The 17,190-nt window shown below is 70.3% G+C and carries 16 protein-coding genes and 1 tRNA gene; 13 read left to right on the top strand and 4 right to left on the bottom strand.

Going from position 1 to position 17,190, the window contains the following annotated elements:
* Positions 1–34: 34 nt before the first annotated feature.
* Complete coding sequence (locus BM287_RS05805) at positions 35–649, bottom strand: GNAT family N-acetyltransferase (protein ID WP_244527946.1); 615 nt, start codon at positions 647–649, stop codon at positions 35–37.
* Between the two features lie 114 nt (positions 650–763).
* Between BM287_RS05805 and BM287_RS05810 the strand changes: the two genes are divergently transcribed.
* The 13 genes from BM287_RS05810 (at position 764) to trxA (ending at position 15,437) form a co-directional block, all read left to right on the top strand.
* Positions 764–1,663 (top strand): ParA family protein, encoded by a 900-nt coding sequence (locus tag BM287_RS05810; RefSeq protein WP_090036853.1) that lies wholly within the window; start codon positions 764–766, stop codon positions 1,661–1,663.
* 112 nt (positions 1,664–1,775) lie between these two features.
* Positions 1,776–2,537 carry a segregation and condensation protein A gene (locus tag BM287_RS05815; RefSeq protein WP_244527948.1) on the top strand — a complete coding sequence of 254 codons (762 nt, stop codon included), beginning with the start codon at positions 1,776–1,778 and terminating at the stop codon, positions 2,535–2,537.
* Positions 2,527–3,231, top strand: a complete 705-nt coding sequence (gene scpB / locus BM287_RS05820) for an SMC-Scp complex subunit ScpB (RefSeq protein ID WP_244527931.1) — start codon at positions 2,527–2,529, stop codon at positions 3,229–3,231. The genes BM287_RS05815 and scpB overlap by 11 nt, the downstream gene beginning before the upstream one ends.
* Positions 3,221–3,976, top strand: a complete 756-nt coding sequence (locus tag BM287_RS05825) for a pseudouridine synthase (protein WP_090036857.1) — start codon at positions 3,221–3,223, stop codon at positions 3,974–3,976. Before scpB ends, BM287_RS05825 begins: the two co-directional genes overlap by 11 nt.
* 269 nt (positions 3,977–4,245) lie before the next feature.
* Positions 4,246–5,334 (top strand): prephenate dehydrogenase, encoded by a 1,089-nt coding sequence (locus BM287_RS05830; RefSeq protein WP_090036859.1) that lies wholly within the window; start codon positions 4,246–4,248, stop codon positions 5,332–5,334.
* On the top strand, positions 5,331–6,002 hold the full coding sequence (cmk, locus tag BM287_RS05835; RefSeq protein ID WP_090036861.1) for a (d)CMP kinase: 672 nt from the start codon (positions 5,331–5,333) through the stop codon (positions 6,000–6,002). Before BM287_RS05830 ends, cmk begins: the two co-directional genes overlap by 4 nt.
* The gene (der, locus tag BM287_RS05840) at positions 5,995–7,518 is read left to right on the top strand and encodes a ribosome biogenesis GTPase Der (RefSeq protein ID WP_090036863.1); all 1,524 of its coding nucleotides are present in this window, start codon (positions 5,995–5,997) and stop codon (positions 7,516–7,518) included. Before cmk ends, der begins: the two co-directional genes overlap by 8 nt.
* A 215-nt stretch (positions 7,519–7,733) precedes the next feature.
* Entirely contained in the window at positions 7,734–10,127 is a 2,394-nt protein-coding gene (locus tag BM287_RS05845; protein WP_244527933.1) for a glycosyltransferase family 2 protein, read from the top strand.
* Positions 10,127–11,734, top strand: coding sequence for a chitinase (locus BM287_RS05850; RefSeq protein ID WP_090036866.1), 1,608 nt, complete (start codon positions 10,127–10,129; stop codon positions 11,732–11,734). Before BM287_RS05845 ends, BM287_RS05850 begins: the two co-directional genes overlap by 1 nt.
* A gap of 282 nt (positions 11,735–12,016) precedes the next feature.
* Positions 12,017–12,090: transfer RNA gene (locus BM287_RS05855), tRNA-Pro, on the top strand.
* 527 nt (positions 12,091–12,617) lie between these two features.
* On the top strand, positions 12,618–13,178 hold the full coding sequence (locus BM287_RS05860; RefSeq protein ID WP_090036868.1) for a PadR family transcriptional regulator: 561 nt from the start codon (positions 12,618–12,620) through the stop codon (positions 13,176–13,178).
* A gap of 106 nt (positions 13,179–13,284) precedes the next feature.
* Positions 13,285–15,021 (top strand): ABC1 kinase family protein, encoded by a 1,737-nt coding sequence (locus BM287_RS05865; RefSeq protein WP_170857446.1) that lies wholly within the window; start codon positions 13,285–13,287, stop codon positions 15,019–15,021.
* Positions 15,022–15,059: 38 nt separating this feature from the next.
* Positions 15,060–15,437, top strand: coding sequence for a thioredoxin (gene trxA, locus BM287_RS05870; RefSeq protein WP_090036870.1), 378 nt, complete (start codon positions 15,060–15,062; stop codon positions 15,435–15,437).
* Positions 15,438–15,462: 25 nt separating this feature from the next.
* Here trxA and BM287_RS17785 read toward each other — a convergent pair whose 3' ends face one another.
* The 3 genes from BM287_RS17785 to BM287_RS05880 form a co-directional block, all read right to left on the bottom strand.
* Complete coding sequence (locus BM287_RS17785) at positions 15,463–15,609, bottom strand: hypothetical protein (RefSeq protein ID WP_170857440.1); 147 nt, start codon at positions 15,607–15,609, stop codon at positions 15,463–15,465.
* Positions 15,610–15,653: 44 nt separating this feature from the next.
* The gene (locus tag BM287_RS05875; protein ID WP_090036872.1) at positions 15,654–15,962 is read right to left on the bottom strand and encodes a hypothetical protein; all 309 of its coding nucleotides are present in this window, start codon (positions 15,960–15,962) and stop codon (positions 15,654–15,656) included.
* A gap of 190 nt (positions 15,963–16,152) precedes the next feature.
* The gene (locus tag BM287_RS05880) at positions 16,153–17,187 is read right to left on the bottom strand and encodes a LacI family DNA-binding transcriptional regulator (RefSeq protein ID WP_090036873.1); all 1,035 of its coding nucleotides are present in this window, start codon (positions 17,185–17,187) and stop codon (positions 16,153–16,155) included.
* Positions 17,188–17,190 lie beyond the last annotated feature (3 nt).

Consider the following 17,190-nt stretch of genomic DNA (forward strand, 5'->3'; position numbering starts at 1 on the left):
GTTGCGGACGGCGTGTCGCGGATGGCGTGTCGCGTCAGCCCGCTGCGGCGGGAGCCTCGCGGTGGCGGCGCCGCGGTGCGCGCCGGCGCATCCACACCAGCACCTTCCGGCCGTCGCCGGAGACGCGGCGGGTCGTCGTGAAGCCGAGTTTGGCCAGCACGCCGAACGACGGCGCGTTCCAGGTCTCGACCGTCGCCCAGACAACCGGGAAGCCGGCCTCGAAGGCCGCTTCCGCCACGACCCCCGCCGCCTCGGTGGCGTAGCCGTTGCCCACGTGCGCCCGCAGCAGTTCGTAGGCCAGCTCGGGCTGGGCGGCGCTGGCCCGGCCGACGATCAGGCCGCAGTAGCCGGCCGCCTCGCCCGTCTCGGCCAGCTCGACCGTGTACAGGCCGAAGCCCACCTCATCGAAGCGGCGGCGCTGCTCGTCGAGACGCAGCTGCTCGTCGTCCAGCCGTACCTGCTCGTCGTCGAGCTCCACCTGCTCGTCGTCGAGCTCCACCTGCTCGTCGTCGAGCTCCACCTGCTGGTCGTCGTGAGCCCGCGGCGCGGACTCCGGGGGATGCTCGGCGAGAAGGGCGAGGTTCCACGCGGCGTCGCGTCCGTCCCGCGGCCGCAGCCGCAGGCGCGGGGTCTCGAGGGTGGACGGCATCGGCTGCACGTCGCCAGCGTACCGAACCGCCGCGCCCACGCCCCGCAAGCGGGGCACGGCCCGGTTAGACTTCCCCATGGAAGACCGGCCACGAGAGGGACGAGGAACACCCAGGTGACGCGCAACGACGAGGTCGAGACCCAGCTGCCTGGCATGGATGACGCATCCATCGCCACCAAGCTCGGCCCCACCGGTCGTCCGCTGCGCGCGTTCCCCGCGCCGGCTCCGCTCAAGCAGCACGGCCCGGCCAAGATCATCGCCCTCTGCAACCAGAAGGGCGGCGTCGGCAAGACGACGACGAGCATCAACCTCGGCGCGACTCTCGCCGACTACGGCCGCCGCGTGCTGGCCGTCGACTTCGACCCGCAGGGCGCGCTGTCCGCGGGCCTCGGCGCCCACACGCACGATGCGACGACCATTTACGACCTGCTCCTCAACCGCAACGCGGATGTGGCGGGCGCCATCCAGACGACGTCCGTCCCGGGCCTGGACATCATCCCGGCCAACATCGACCTGTCCGCGGCCGAGGTGCACCTCGTGAACGAGGTCGCGCGCGAGCAGATCCTGGCCGGCGTGCTCCGCAAGGTGGCCGCCGACTACGACGTGATCCTGATCGACTGCCAGCCATCCCTCGGCATTCTGACCGTCAACGCGCTGACCGCCAGCCACGGCGTCCTCATCCCGCTGGAGTGCGAGTACTTCGCGCTGCGCGGCGTCGCCCTGCTGATCGAGACGATCGACAAGGTGCGCGAGCGGCTCAACCCGGCGATCGAGCTGGATGGCATCCTCGCCACCATGTACGACTCGCGTACCCTGCACTCCCGCGAGGTGCTGGAGCGGGTGGTCGACGCGTTCGGCGACCGCGTGCTCGAGACTGTGATCTCGCGGACGGTGAAGTTCCCGGACGCCTCCGTCGCCGCCGCTCCGATCACGCAGTTCGCGCCGGAGCACCAGGCCGCGGAGGCGTACCGCCAGCTCGCGCGGGAACTGGTGTTCCGTGGCGCCGTCGCCTGACCTCACGGAGCCGGAGCGCAGTACCGAGTCGGGCGAGTCGGTCGAAGCCGTCGAGCCGGTCGAACCCGTCGAGTCCGTCGAGGCCGAGCAGGCGCCGGGCTTCCGTGTCTCCCTGGGCGACTTCGAAGGCCCGTTCGACCTCCTCCTGTCGCTGATCGCCAAGCATGAGCTGGACATCACCGAGATCTCGCTGAGTCGCGTCACCGACGAGTTCATCGCCTACCTCCGGCGCCTCGACACGGACGAGAGCCTCGACGAGGCGAGCGAGTTCCTCCTCGTCGCGGCGACGCTGCTCGACCTCAAAGTCGCCGGGCTCCTGCCCCAGGGCGAGCTGGTGGATGCGGAGGACGTGGCCCTGCTCGAGGCCCGCGACCTGCTGTTCGCCCGGCTGCTTCAGTACCGGGCCTTCAAGGAGGCGTCCGGCTGGTTCGCCGACCGGCTGGAGGCGGAGGGCCGCCGGCACGCCCGTCTGGTGCGGCTGGAGGACAAGTTCCGTCAGCGCACGCCGGAACTCGTCTGGACGCTGAGCCTCGACGACTTCGCCGCTCTCGCCACGCTGGCGATGACGCCGCGGGAGGTCCCCGTCGTCGGGCTCGACCACCTGCACGCTCCGCTGGTGAGCATCCGGGAGCAAGCGGCCGTCGTCGTGGGGATGCTGCGGCACGGCGAGCCGATCAGCTTCCGCCAGCTGGTGGCCGGCGCCGAGCAGAAGGGCGTCGTGGTGGCCCGGTTCCTCGCGGTGCTCGAGCTGTACCGCCGCGCCGCGCTGGCGTTCGAACAGTTGGAGCCGCTCGGCGAGCTGACGTTGCGGTGGACGGCGGAGCACTGGTCCGAAGAGAATCTGTCGAATCTGGGAGCCGACTATGACGGTTGAGAACACGGCCGAAGCGCCCGATGTGGCCGACGTGCCCGACCTGGCCGAGGCGACCGGAGCGACCGGCGCGACCGGCGCGACCGGCTTCGCCGAAGGCGCCGAGGCGACCGACACCACCGAGGTGCCGGCCCCGGTCGAGGACGCCCAGATCGAGCGCGCGCTCGAGGCGATCCTCATGGTGGCCGACGAGCCAATGAGCCTGATCACCCTGGCGACGGCGGTCGGCGCGCCGGTGAAGCGCGTGCGCGCGGCGGTCGCCGCGCTCGTGGCCGACTTCGACGGCGAGGACGGCGGAGTGCGCCGCGGCTTCGAGCTGCGCGAGGTCGGCAGTGGATGGCGGATCTATGTCCGCGAGGAGTTCGACCCGGTCGTCTCCGGCTACGTGCTGCAGCAGAATCCGACGAAGCTGTCGCAGGCGGCGCTCGAAACGCTGGCCGTGATCGCCTACAAGCAGCCGATCAGCCGCGGCGCGATCGCCTCCATCCGCGCGGTCAACGTGGATTCGGTGGTGCGCACGCTGCTCGGCCGCGGGCTCATCACCGAGCTGTTCACCGACAGCGAGACCGGTGCCATCAACTACGGCACGACGGACCTGCTGCTCAGCCAGCTGGGCATCAACTCCGTCGACGAGCTGCCGAAGATCTCACCGCTGCTGGCGGACGGCGCAGAAGGGTTCGAGGGCGATGTCCGCTGAGCCGGGTTCCGAAGGCGAGCGCCTCCAGAAGGTCATGGCGGCCGCGGGGGTGGCGTCGCGGCGGGTGTCGGAGGACCTCATCGTCGCGGGCCGCGTCACGGTCAACGGAGTGGTCGTCCGCGAGCTCGGGACCCGGGTCGACCCGTTGACCGACAAGGTCGCCGTCGATGGAACCGCCGTCCAGCTGGACACGTCCCGCCGCTACGTGATGCTGAACAAACCCGTCGGAGTGGTGAGCTCGATGCGCGACGAGCAGGGACGACCGGACCTGTCGCGCTTCACCGCCGACTATCCGGAGCGGCTCTTCAACGTCGGCCGGCTGGATGCGGAGACCTCCGGGCTGCTCATCCTCACCAACGACGGGGAGCTCGCGCACGTGCTCGCGCATCCCTCGTTCGGCGTGACGAAGACCTACATCGCACGCGTGCGCGGGGTCGTCACCCCGCAGACGATCGGGCGCCTGACCAAGGGCGTCGAGCTGGATGACGGCCCGATCGCCGCGGACAGGGCCAAGCTGCTGCAGTCGAACCCGCGCGGGGACGACTCGCTCGTCGAGATCACGTTGCACTCCGGTCGCAACCGGATCGTGCGGCGGATGCTCGCCGAGGTCGGGCATCCCGTCATCGAGCTGGTGCGCCGGCAGTTCGGGCCGCTGCACCTCGGGACGCTCAAGTCCGGGCACATGCGCGACCTGACGAAGGCGGAGCTCGGGCAGCTGCTGACCATCTCGCGCGAGGACCGCTGATCCTCCTCTCCTCCGCGCTCGGTCGGAGACGGAGGCGTTTGGTCGCCCTTCCGCCCTGCCCGCCTCCGTTTCCCGCGTCCTGTGCGGAATCGCGTGGGATATCCTCCCTTTCCGCCGGTTCGACGCCGGAGTCGGAAACGGAGGGGACGGCTGCCGCGGCACCGACCTCTCGCCGGAAACCGAGGATGTCTGCGCCGGTTCGGGCCGAAGCATCCTCCGTTCCCTGCGCCCGTGCGGAGGCCGTCGGCGGCGCTGACTAAAGTGGACGGGTGAACGACATTCCCGCCCGCCTCTCCGGCCCCGTCCGCGTCGTCGGCGCGGGGCTGCTCGGCGCCTCCGTCGGACTCGGGCTGCGCGCCCGAGGCGTCGACGTGCTGCTCGCCGACGCCTCGCCCGCCCACCTGCGGCTGGCGGCGGATTACGGCGCCGGCCGGCTGGACGACGGGGGAGCGGAGCCCGCGCTGATCGTCGTCGCCGTTCCGCCCGACCTGACGGGCCGGGTGGTGGCCGAGGAGCTCGCAGCGCATCCCGGTGCGGTGGTGACGGATGTGGCGAGCGTGAAGGTCGCGCCCCTCTCCGAGCTCGAGGAGGCCGGAGTGGAGCTCACCCGGTACGTCGGCGGGCATCCGCTGGCCGGCCGCGAGCGCGGCGGACCGTCCTCGGCGCGGGCGGACCTCTTCATCGGGCGTCCGTGGGTGGTGACGGCCCGGCCGGAGAATCCGCGTTCGGCGGTCAGCCTGGTCGAGTCGCTCATCCTCGACCTCGGCGCCGTCCCGGTCGAGATGGATGCGGCCCAGCACGACGCGGCGGTGGCTCTCGTCTCGCACGCCCCGCAGATCGTGTCGTCCCTGATGGCCAAGCGGCTGACCGACTCGCCCGACACCGCTCTCGCGCTGGCCGGCCAGGGCGTCCGCGATGTCACGCGGATCGCCGCGAGCGAGCCGGAGCTCTGGGTCCAGATCCTGGGCGCCAATGCGCCTGCCATCGTCGAGATCCTGCGCGCCTACCGCGACGACCTCGACCGGGTGCTCGTCGCGCTCGGCGATGTCGATGCCGCAGGCGCCCGGCGGACGATCGCCCAGGAGCTCGCCGGCGGGAACGCCGGTGTGTCCCGGCTCCCGGGCAAGCACGGCCAGGACCGGAAATATTCGCGCTTCGTGGTGATGGTCGAAGACCGTCCGGGCGAGCTCGCCCGGCTGCTGGACGAGCTCGGAGAGCTCGCGGTGAACCTGGAGGACCTGCGCCTGGAGCACTCGCCGGGTGCGGCGTTCGGCCTCGCCGACATCGCCGTCCTGCCCGAAGTGCTGCACCGCACCGTGGACGACCTGACCGAACGTGGATGGAGGATCACCGGATGACCGGTACGACCGTGGTCGCCGTCGACGGACCGGCCGGAAGCGGCAAGTCGAGCGTCAGCAAGGCGACCGCACGCCGCCTCGGCTGGGCGTACCTCGACACCGGCGCCGCGTACCGGGCCCTCAGCTGGTACGTCATCGCCCGGCGGGTCGATCCCACCGACGCGGGAGCGGTGATCGCCTCGCTGCCGGACTTCGACTATCGCATCGGCACCGACCCGGACACCTACCACGTCTTCGTCGGCGACGCCGATGTGACCGAGACGATCCGCACGCCCGAAGTGACCGCGGCCGTCAGTGCGATCGCGCGCGTTCCGGAGGTGCGCGCCTTCCTCACCGGGCTGTTCCGCGACATCATCCGGCACTCCGATCGGGACGGCATCGTGGTGGAGGGCCGCGACATCACCACGGTGGTCTGCCCCGATGCGCCGGTGCGCATCCTGTTGACCGCCGATGAAGCCGTTAGAATGGCCAGGCGTTCCGCGGAGCTGGCAGATCACTCCGCCGCCCACGTCGGCGAGGCCCTGCGGAGGCGCGACGCGGCGGACTCCCGAGTCGTCGACTTCATGAATGCCGCAGACGGTGTGACCACCGTCGACTCCACCGACCTCGATTTCGACCAGACCGTCGACGCGGTCATCCAGGTCGTACAGAAAGCAGCCCATGTCTGACATCGAAAACGAGCACACCGCCGATTCCTACGGTCCAGACAGTGACGACCTCGTCGTCCGGCTCTCCGAGCTCGACGAGGACCTCGCGGTCCAGCGGGCGAACGCGCTCCGCAGCGGCCTCGAGGAGTACGAGCTCGAAGAGAGCGACCTCGACCTCCTCGACATCGCCGGTGAGGATGTCGAAGGCATCACCTACCTGCCCGCGCTGCCGGTGCTCGCCATCGTCGGCCGCCCGAACGTCGGCAAGTCGGCGCTCGTGAACCGCATCCTCGGTCGGCGTGAGGCCGTCGTGGAGGACACGCCCGGTGTGACGCGCGACCGCGTCTCGTACCAGGCGGAGTGGAACGGCCGGAAGTTCACCCTGGTCGACACCGGCGGATGGGAGCCCGATGCCCGCGGCATCGACGCATCCGTCGCGGCGCAGGCGGAGGTCGCGATCGACCTGGCCGACGCCATCCTCTTCGTCGTGGATGCGACGGTCGGCCCGACCTCGACCGACGAGCGTGTCGTCCCGCTGCTGCGGAAGTCCGACAAGCCGGTCTTCCTGGCCGCCAACAAGGTCGACGACACGCGCCAGGAGCCGTACGCCGCCGAACTGTGGTCCCTCGGGCTGGGCGAGCCGCATCCCGTCTCCGCCCTGCACGGCCGCGGGGTGGCGGACCTGCTGGACGAGATCCTGAAGGTCCTGCCGGAGGAGTCCGCCTTCGCCAAGCGCGAGGTCGGCGGTCCCCGTCGTGTGGCCATCATCGGCCGGCCGAACGTCGGCAAGTCCTCGCTGCTGAACAAGACGGCGGGGGAGGAGCGCGTGGTCGTCAACGACCTCGCCGGCACCACCCGCGATCCGGTCGACGAGCAGGTCGAGCTCGGCGGCAAGGTGTGGCGGTTCGTCGACACCGCCGGCATCCGTCGCCGGGTGCACCTGCAGCAGGGCGCCGACTTCTACGCCTCGCTCCGCACCTCCACGGCGCTGGAGAAGGCGGAGGTCGCGGTCGTCGTCCTCGACGTGAGCGAGCCGATCAGCGAGCAGGACGTCCGCATCATCGACCTCGTCCTCGAGTCGGGCCGTGCGCTCGTGCTCGCGTTCAACAAGTGGGACCTCCTCGACGACGAGCGCCGCCGCTACCTGGAGCGCGAGATCGAGCAGGACCTCGCGCATGTCTCGTGGGCGCCGCGCGTCAACATCTCCGCTCGCACAGGCCGGCACCTGGAGAAGCTGGTCCCGGCACTGGAGACGGCGCTCGAGTCGTGGGATACCCGCATCCCGACCGGCAAGTTCAACGCCTTCCTCGCCGAGCTGACCGCGGCGCATCCGCACCCGGTCCGCGGCGGGAAGCAGCCGCGCATCCTGTTCGGCACGCAGGCGACGAGCCGGCCGCCGACATTCGTGGTCTTCACGACGGGCTTCCTCGATCCCGGCTACCGGCGGTACATCGTCCGCCGCCTCCGGGAGGTCTACGGCTTCGACGGGTCGCCGATCGTGCTGAACATGCGCGTGCGCGAGAAGCGCAAGCGCTAGCCGTCGCCGACGCGACCCGTCCGTGCCGTCCGTGTCAAGAGCGACACGCGGGCGGTTCGCCCGATGTTCACGTCATCGGCGCCCCCAAAGAGGGGGCGACCATAACGGGGGTATTTGTACCCCTGTCTGTCCTCACTATGGTGGACAACTGGGAGCTACCCGACCGTGTCTGCCCGAGGGCACGGGCTCCCGTCACCCGAGGACCGTACCCGATCATGAGCTCTACAGCTGCATACACCCCTGCCCGAAAGCGCCAGCTCGGCTCCGAGAAGCGCACTGAACCGCTCCCGACGGTCCACCCGAGGCCGTCGGATCGCAAGATCACCTGGAGCCGCGTCGCCATCGTGCTGACCGTGCTCTTCTGGGCGATCTACGTGGTCACCACGATCATCCGCCAGTTCATCGACAGCGGAAGCCAGAACTTCCGCTTCACGATGGAGGCCATCGGTTACACGGTCGTCGTCACCTTCCTCACCTTCTCGGCCCTGATGTACCTGGTGGCCCGGCAGGGAGCGCTCCAGCGCTTCCAGAAGCACGTCCGCGTGCCGCGCGCCGAGCTCGACCGGCACTTCGCCGAGAACCAGCCCTCCATCACCGTGCTCGTGCCCTCGTACGCCGAGGAGCCGGAGGTCGTCCGGATGACGCTGCTCTCCGCGGCCCTCCAGGAGTTCCCCTCCAAGCGCGTGGTGCTGCTGCTCGACGACAGCCCGAATCCGACCGATCCGGCCGTCCTCGAACGGCTCGAGGCCACGCGGAACCTCGCCGACGACCTCAGTGCCCTGCTGGCCGAGCCTCGGTTCCGGTTCTCGGACGCGCTCATGCGCTACGAGCTCGGGGACTCGGGCGTGTACGCCACGGACGAGTCCGCGATCGAGCTCGCCAACCAGTACCGCTGGGCGGCCGAGTGGCTCTACGGCCAGGCCGAGGCGCACGCCGTCGAGGACCACGTCGACGTCTTCTTCGCCGACCAGGTGCTGCGCGCCCTCGGCGACGACCTGGCGCTGACCGGCGAGGCCGTCGCCGCCGCCTACGCCTCCGGCGCCTCCCTGACCACGAAGCGCGTGGCCCAGCTGTACCGCCGCCTCGCCTGGACCTTCGACGCCGAGCTCACCGTCTTCGAGCGCAAGAAGTGGGCCTCCCTCTCGCACGAGGCCAACAAGGCGATGAACCTGAACGCCTACATCGGCCTCATGGGCGGAACGTTCCGCGTCGAGGAGACGCCGGACGGCCCGGTCCTGAACCCGGTTCCCGGTGGCCAGCGGCGCGTCGGCGACATCGTGATCCCGGACAGCGACTTCCTGCTGACGCTGGATGCCGACTCCATTCTGCTGCGCGAGTACTGCCTCCGGCTCACCTACTTCCTGCAGCAGCCCGACAACGCCCGCGTCGCCGTGACGCAGACGCCGTACTCGTCCTTCCGCGGCGCCGGCACCCGCATCGAGCGCCTCGCCGGAGCGACGACCGACATCCAGCACATCCTGCACCAGGGCAAGAGCTACTACGGCGCGACCTTCTGGGTGGGTGCGAACGCGGTGATCCGCAAGCGCGCGCTCGAGGACATCGTCGAGACCGAGTTCGTCGGCGGCTTCGAGGTGCGCCGGTACATCCAGGACCGCACCGTCATCGAGGACACCGAGTCGAGCATCGACCTCGGCACCCACGGCTGGACGCTCGCCAACTACCCGGAGCGCCTCAGCTACTCGGCGACGCCGCCGGACTTCGGCTCGCTCATCGTGCAGCGGCGCCGCTGGGCGAACGGCGGGCTCCTCATCCTGCCGAAGCTCTGGCGTCAGGTGAAGGAGCGGAAGCGCCGCGGTGAGACCGTGTCCCGCATCGAGCTGCTGCTGCGCATCAACTACATGGCGTCGATCAGCTGGGCGAGCTTCGGCCTGGTCTTCCTGCTGGCGTACCCGTACGACGGCCGGCTGCTCAGCCCGATGGTCCTCCTCGCCGCACTGCCGTACTTCATCAGCCAGGCCGCTGACCTCCGCTACACCGGGTACAAGGCCACCGACATCCTGCGGATCTACGGGTTCAACCTGATCCTGCTTCCGGTGAACCTCGCCGGAGTCCTGAAGTCCATCCAGCAGTCCCTGACCGGCAAGAAGATCCCGTTCGCCCGCACGCCCAAGGTGAGGAATCGCACGGCTTCGCCGCTGCTCTACGTCGTCGCGCCGCTCGCGATCGTCGCGTTCTCGCTGTTCACGCTGTGGCGCGACTGGAACGCACACAACTGGGGCAACGCCGCGTTCGCCGCGTTCAACGCGACGCTCGCCATCTGGGCCATCGTCTCCTACATCGGAATCGGCAACACGATCGTCGACATCTGGCTCGGCGTGACCAAGCCGCTCTACGTGGACAAGTCCCGCAAGCGGGCGTCCGAGCAGGCGCAGCCGCAGACGGCCGCGCTCGACTGGCGCTCCGTGCTCTACTACGGGCACACCGGCGGCGAGGTGCCCCACCTGGCGGGCGTCGGCGCGTTGACGGGAGAGCCGGCCGTCGCCGGGTCCGCCGTGTCCGCCGGGTCCGCCGGGTCCGCCGGGTCCGCCGGCGCCGAGCCGGTCGGCGAGGACTCCCCGTCCGTCAGCGCCGAGAGGCAGGTCGCCTGATGTCCCGCGCATCCAAGAAGCAGGCCGTCTCCGACCTCAACCGGGCTCAGGCGCCCGAATCGACCGGCGGCCGTCGTCTCTCCCCGTGGCGCGTGATCGCGGCAGCACTGGTCGGCATCGTCGTCGTCTCCGTCGGCGCCGTCGGCCTGCAGTGGTGGTCCGCCCGCGCGGCCGTCGACGCGAAGCCGTGGTTCGCCTCCTATGTGGATGTCACGGCCACCCCCCGGTTCGCGTTCGAGAACATGGGGACCACCTCCACGAAGGATGCGGTGCTGTCGTTCATCGTGTCCTCGCCGGAGAAGGCGTGCACACCCAGCTGGGGCGGTGCGTACACGCTCGACCAGGCACGCGGATCCCTCGACCTCGACCGCCGGATCGCGCGCCTGCAGCAGCAGGGCGGGACCGTCGCGGTCTCGTTCGGCGGCCAGCGGAACGACGAGCTCGCGGTCGGCTGCACCGATCCCTCAGCCCTGAAGAAGGCGTACGCCTCGGTCGTCGACCGCTACAAGATCGGCACCATCGACCTCGACCTGGAGGGCAGCGGTCTCGCCGACCACGACGCCACCACGCGCCGAGCCACCGCCATCGCCGCTCTGCAGCAGGAGCGCAGGTCCCAGGGCAAGGCCCTCGCCGTCTGGCTGACCCTCCCGGTCGCGCCGACGGGCATGAGCTCGGACGCGACGGACGCCATCGCCGCCATGCTCGCGGCCAAGGTGGATGTGGCGGGCGTCAACGTCATGACCATGGACTTCGGCAACTCCAAGGACGCGAAGGCATCCCTGGCGAAGAACTCGGAGACGGCCGTCTCCGCAGCCCAGCGTCAGCTCGGCGTCCTGTACGACCGGGCCAAGCTGCACCAGAGCGACCCGAACCTGTGGGCCAAACTGGGTGCGACTCCGATGATCGGGCAGAACGACGTAGGGGACGAGGTCTTCACGATCGCAGATGCCACCGCGTTCAACGCCTGGGCCGTCTCGAACGGACTCGGCCGCATGTCCATGTGGTCCGCCAACCGCGACGCCACCTGTGGCACGAACTACGTGGATGTGTCGGTCGTCTCGGTCGCGTGCAGCGGCGTCGCCCAGGGCAAGAAGACGTTCGCCGGCATCCTGTCCACGGGCTTCGACGGTCACATCGGTCTGGGGGAGGGCGCCGTCACGACGGCCGAGCCGACCACCACCGCGGCCGCCGACGACCCCGCCCACTCCCCGTACCCGGTGTGGGCGACGAAGAACTCGTACCTCAAGGGCACGAAGGTCGTCTGGCACCACAACGTCTACGTCGCCAAATGGTGGACGAAGGGCGACGTGCCCGACAACCCCGTCCTGAACTCGTGGGAGACCCCGTGGCAGCTCGTCGGCCCGGTGCTCCCGGGCGAGACGCCCATCCCGCAGCCGACCCTGCCCGCCGGAACCTATCCGAACTGGGCGGGCACTGCGGACTACGACAAGGGTCAGCGCGTGCTCTTCGACGGCGTACCCTTTGAAGCGAAGTGGTGGACGCAGGGCGACAGCCCGGAGGCGGCCAGCGCGAACCCCGACTCGTCCCCCTGGACCCCGTTGACCCAGGACGAGATCGACCAGATCATCGGCGGCACCGCCCGCTGATCCCAGCTCGGCGGCGGGATGTTGACTCCCCCCATCGCATCCCGTCGCCGACCACACCTGGACTCCCGCTGCGGGGCGGTGCGTCCGGGCGCGAGTGCGCGCCGCTGTGCGGCGTGCACCGCGCAGTGTCGGCGGGGCGCCGTGCTCCGTCGGGCGGTGCACGGTCCGCCCCGCCGACACGCAAGCTCCGTCGCGTTGTCCGCCGTGCGCGGCCCCTCGCCGCGACACGCTAAGATGGACGAGTTGCCTCGCCCGGTGCCCTTCGGCCCGACGGAGCGACAGCGGGCTGTGGCGCAGTTTGGTAGCGCACTTGACTGGGGGTCAAGGGGTCGCAGGTTCAAATCCTGTCAGCCCGACGTAACGAAAGAGCCGGTGGGCACGTGGTCGCTTCGCGACCTCCGTGCCCACCGGCTCTTTCGTTACTCGCTGCTGTCTAATGGGGTCCCCGCCCGCGCGGGGCCCGGGCGCCGACCCGAGCGCAGCGAGGGCCGGTGTTCGGGGGAGCGGGTGGGGCGCAGCCCGGTGACGGGCGTGAAGAACCGGTAGACCTCTGTTTCAACCGCCGCTCTCGCACCCTTGTCCGGCCACCCACACCCACACCCTCGCCCTCCGGCCCCGCATCCCGACCGCCCTCCACCACCGCACTTGACCGGGACCTTGCGCGGCGCGAACTCCGTGTCTGCGGCGTTTGGGAACGTCTGCTGCCGCGCGAGCAGGCGCACACGTTACGAACCGCCGCATGCGCAGGCGCACACGTTACGAAGTGCCGCACGAGCACGCGCGCGTCGGGCGAACTGCGGCGCGAGCACGCGCGCGCGAGTGCTTGCCAACCACACCTCAGCGATATATCGTTAACTATCGCTGACCACACAAGGAGGCACCCATGTCATCGTCATTCTCCGCCGGCGGGTTCGGTGGCCGCATGGACCCGGAGGCCATGTGGCAGGCGTTCGAGCAGTTGCGGTCCACGATCGAGAAGAAGGTGGGGACGCGGATGGGACGCGGCGACGTCCGCGCCGCCGTGCTGGCCCTGCTCGCCGAGAAGCCGATGCACGGCTACCAGATCATCCGCGAGATCGAGGAGCGCAGCGGCGGCAGCTGGAAGCCCAGTGCGGGATCGGTGTACCCGACGCTGCAGCTGCTCTCCGACGAGGGGCTCATCACCGCGGAGGAGTCCAACGGACGCAAGACGTACGCGCTGACCGAGGCCGGACGCGAGGTCGCCGCGGCCGAGGGCGCCGTGCCGTGGCTGGGCGACGAGACCGCCGACCGGCGCGCGCCGGGGATGGGCGCGGGCCACGGCGCCCTGCCGAAGGCGGGCATCGAGCTCGCGCAGGCCGCTGCACAGGTGCACCGCACGGGGACACCGGAGCAGATCGCGGAGGCGGCCACCGTCCTCGAAGAGGCGCGCCGGCGGCTGTACGCGATCCTCGCCCAGGGCTGAGCGGGTGACGACCGAGCAGGCGCCGGCCTCGGCGTCCGACACTCCCGGTACGACCGCCGCAGAGCCGGTGACGCGCGCGGCCGGCTCCGCCTCACCGGTCACGCCCCTGGCTCCGCCGCGCGCGCCCGGCCCTCGCGCGGCGACGCCCGCGACGCGCGCCCGCTACCGCCGCATCCTCCGCTTCGCGGGGTGGAACCTCACGGTGACGTGGTGGTACGAGCTGGTGCTTCCGCGTATCGGCCTCCGCAGCGTCGCCGAGCGGACCCGCCCGCGGCGCATGCGGAAGTTCGCCCAGCGGTTCCATGTGCTCGCGGTCGACCTCGGCGGACTGATGATCAAGGTCGGCCAGTTCATGTCCTCCCGGCTGGATGTGCTCCCGCCCGAGATCACGAGCGAGCTGGAGGGACTGCAGGACGAGGTGCCCGCCGTTCCCTTCCCGGCGATCCGTGCTCTCGCCGAGGCCGAACTGGGTGTCCCTCTGGAACTGGCGTTCGCATCCATCGACGAGATCCCGGTCGCCGCGGCGTCTCTCGGGCAGGCGCACCGGGCGCGGCTCACGCCGGCGACCCGGTCCGAGACGGGACTGGACGGGGTGGTCATCAAGGTGCAGCGCCCGGGCATCGACGCGATCGTGGATGTGGACCTCGCCGCCCTGCGCCGGGTCGCGCGCTGGCTCAGCCGCATCCGGCTCGTCGCCGATCGGGCGGATCCGCCGGCCCTGGTGGAGGAGTTCGCGCGCACCAGCCTGCAGGAGATCGACTATCTGCACGAGGGCGCCAACTCGGAACGGTTCGCCGAGGAGTTCGCGGGGGACGCGCGCGTCGGCGTCCCGGCGGTCGTCTGGGAGCGCACCACGCGCCGCGTCCTCACCCTCGAGGATGTGACGGCGATCAAGATCACCGACACGGCATCGCTGCGCGCGGCGGGCATCGACCCGGCCGAGGTCGCGCCGGCCTTCGCCGAGGTGATGTTCGATCAGCTGTTCACGAACGGGTTCTTCCACGCGGACCCGCATCCCGGCAACATCTTCGTGACACCGACACGGACACCGACACCGAGACCGACACCGACGCCGGATGCGGCGGGCGGCAGGCCGTGGCGCCTCACCTTCGTGGACTTCGGGATGATGGGCGAGGTCCCGCCCGGGATCCGGAGCGGGCTGCGCCGGCTGCTGATCGCGGCAGCCTCCCGCGACGGCAAAGCGCTCGTGGAGGCGATCCGCGAGGTGGGCGTTCTGCTGCCGACCGCCGACACCGCCGAGCTCGAACGCGCGATGGTGCACCTGTTCGCGCGGTTCGGCGGGATGGGGTTCGCTCAGCTGCGGGAGGTGGATCCGCGTGAGTTCCTCGAGTTCGCAGACGAGTTCGGCGACGTGGTGCGTTCGCTCCCGTTCCAGCTTCCCGAGAACTTCCTGCTCATCGTCCGGGCGATGGCGCTCACCTCCGGAGTCTGCAGTGCGCTCGACCCCGACTTCAACCTCTGGGACTCGGTCGAGCCGTACGCGGCGCAGCTGCTGCGGGAGGAGCGCGGCAACGTCGTGGAGGACCTGGCGCAGCAGGCGATCGAGATCGCCGGCGTCGCCTGGAGGCTGCCGAAGCGTCTGGATGCGCTGGTCACCCGGGTGGAGGACGGCGCGATCGCCGTCAGCACGCCCCGGCTGGAGCAGCGGGTCGGCCGCCTCGAACGGACGGTCCGGCGCCTGGTCGCTGCGATCGTCTTCGGCGGCGCGATCGTCGCCGGCGCCATCGTGCACGGCGGCGACCCGGTGCTCGGGTCGGTGCTCATGATCGGGTCCGTGGTGCCCCTGGCGTTCACCGTCTTCACAGGCCGCCGGGGTGGCTGAGGCGGAATACCGCCTGATGGATGGGCGTTTCACCGACCATGGCAACCACTGAGATCACGTCGACCAACCACGACCAGACCGTCGCCGACGGCATCGTGCTGCTCGACTTCTGGGCCGACTGGTGCGGTCCCTGTCACATGTTCGCGCCCGTGTTCGAGAAGGCGTCCGAGCAGCACTCCGACATCACGTTCGGCAAGATCGACACCGAGGCGCAGCAGGAGCTGGCCGCGTCCTACGGCATCCAGTCCATCCCGACCCTCATCGCGTACCGCGACGGCATCCCGCTGTTCTCGCAGGCCGGCGCATTGCCGGGCGAGGCGGTCGAGGACCTCATCGAGCAGATCCGCGAGCTCGACATGACCGAGGTGCGGAAGCAGTACGAAGAGCTGAAGGCGGCCGCTCAGCAGCAGGCCTGAGTCACGCAGCGAAGGCGCGGCGACGTCATTCGACGGGCGCCGCGCCTTTCCCGTTGCCGCTGCGGGCGTCGCGGATGCCCGCAGCCACGGCGCGTCGGATCACCCAATAGAGGGCGCACAGCGCGACCGCAGCGATCGTGACGGTCAGGGCGAGGCTGGTCAACGGGTCCATGGTCAGTCCTTGGTCCTTGGTCCTCGGTCCTCGGTCCTCAGTCCTCAGTCCTCGTCGGCGACCGTGTCGGCGACGGCGACGCGTTCGTGCGCCGGCGTGAGCAGCCTGCCGACGTACGCCATGACGACCGACGCCCCGATCAGGGCGACGCCGACCGGGGCGATGGCCTGCATGATGATTCGTGTGCACACGTCCAGCAGAAGCATCAGCCCTTGGTCGACCGTCGCTCCTCCTTGCGCGTTGAGGAAGGTGTAGCTCAGGTTCGGGACGAGGACTGCCAGCAGCAACCCACCGATGGTCAGCCCGATTCCCCACCACAGCACGACCTTCGGTCGCAGCTTCGACTCTTTCACAGACGTCCCCCTTGGTCGCGTTCACGCCGGTGCTAGCGGATGCGCGGTGTCGGGTACCGAAGGAGATCGGGGCTCGAATCTCCTTCGAATGGCAGTACTGAAGGAGATTCGGCCGGAAGCCGTTCGAATTTCCTTCGATCCGAGGTCCCTCCGGGACGGGGAGGCGGCGGAGGCGGCCGAGAGGGAGGCGTTAGCGGCGGGCGGTGTGCGCCGAGGAGAGCGCCGCGCTGCTCGCGCGCGCGACGAGTGCCGGCTGGAACTCGACGTGGACCGGCTGCGCGTCCGGCTTGGCCGTGAGCTGCAGCAGCAGGTCCATCGCGGTCGAGCCGATCTCGAGGCTGGGCTGGCGGATCGAGGAGAGGGGTACCACGGCCGCCGACGCGAACGCGATGTCGTCGTAGCCGATCAGGGCAACATCCTCCGGCACCCGGATGCCCGCCTGCAACAGGCTCTGCAGCAACCCGATGGCGACCAGGTCGTTGGCGGCGAAGACGGCGTCCGGGCGATCTCCCGCCGCGCGCTCGGCGAGGGCCGCACCGACGCGCTGCCCTCCCTCGATCGTGAGGTTCTCCGTCTCCAGCTTCTCGACCGTGCCGCCGGGGAGAGAGGACGCGACCTCCTCTGTCGCCCCGCGGTAGCGGTGGGCGACCTGCTCGATGGCGAAGGGTCCTCCGGCGAAGGCGATACGGCGGAACCCCTGCTCGATCAGGTGGGCCGCGGCGAGGCGTCCACCGGCGACGTCGTCCACGGCGACCGAGCTGAACGAACGGTCGAGGCTGGTGCGGTCGACCAGCACCGAGGGGATGCCGCGGTCCCGCAGGCGATGCAGGCTCGGGGTCGCATCGCCGACGGGCGAGATCAGCACGCCGCGGATGCGCTCCTGCTCGAACATGGTCAGGTAGCCGGCTTCGCGCTGCTCGTTCTCGTCCGAGTTGCCGACCAGCACCGAGAGCCTGTCGCGCGCCGCCCGGTCTTCGGCGCCCCGGATGAGCGAGGCGAAGAACGGGTTGCCCACGTCGAGGACCACCATGCCGATCCCGCTGCCCTGACCCATCCGGAGTTGGCGGGCGGCGTTGTTGCGCACGAAGCCCAGTTCGGCGATCGCGGTCTGCACGCGCTGCACCACGGCGTCGGAGACCCGCTCGGGACGGTTCAGGACGTTGGAGACCGTCCCGACCGAGACGCCGGCGAGGGCGGCGACATCCTTGACACTGGCGGACGGCATGGC

The sequence above is a fragment of the Leifsonia sp. CL147 genome (assembly GCF_900114565.1).
Taxonomy (GTDB): Bacteria; Actinomycetota; Actinomycetes; order Actinomycetales; family Microbacteriaceae; genus Leifsonia.

Excerpts from the sequence above, each read along its gene's own strand:
- BM287_RS05805 (WP_244527946.1), bottom strand. The coding sequence starts at position 649 with ATGCCGTCCACCCTCGAGACCCCGCGCCTGCGGCTGCGGCCGCGGGAC.
- scpB (WP_244527931.1), top strand. The coding sequence starts at position 2,527 with ATGACGGTTGAGAACACGGCCGAAGCGCCCGATGTGGCCGACGTGCCC.
- BM287_RS05825 (WP_090036857.1), top strand. The coding sequence starts at position 3,221 with ATGTCCGCTGAGCCGGGTTCCGAAGGCGAGCGCCTCCAGAAGGTCATG.
- cmk (WP_090036861.1), top strand. The coding sequence starts at position 5,331 with ATGACCGGTACGACCGTGGTCGCCGTCGACGGACCGGCCGGAAGCGGC.
- der (WP_090036863.1), top strand. The coding sequence starts at position 5,995 with ATGTCTGACATCGAAAACGAGCACACCGCCGATTCCTACGGTCCAGAC.
- BM287_RS05845 (WP_244527933.1), top strand. The coding sequence starts at position 7,734 with ATGAGCTCTACAGCTGCATACACCCCTGCCCGAAAGCGCCAGCTCGGC.
- BM287_RS05850 (WP_090036866.1), top strand. The coding sequence starts at position 10,127 with ATGTCCCGCGCATCCAAGAAGCAGGCCGTCTCCGACCTCAACCGGGCT.
- BM287_RS05860 (WP_090036868.1), top strand. The coding sequence starts at position 12,618 with ATGTCATCGTCATTCTCCGCCGGCGGGTTCGGTGGCCGCATGGACCCG.
- trxA (WP_090036870.1), top strand. The coding sequence starts at position 15,060 with ATGGCAACCACTGAGATCACGTCGACCAACCACGACCAGACCGTCGCC.
- BM287_RS17785 (WP_170857440.1), bottom strand. The coding sequence starts at position 15,609 with ATGGACCCGTTGACCAGCCTCGCCCTGACCGTCACGATCGCTGCGGTC.
- BM287_RS05880 (WP_090036873.1), bottom strand. The coding sequence starts at position 17,187 with ATGCCGTCCGCCAGTGTCAAGGATGTCGCCGCCCTCGCCGGCGTCTCG.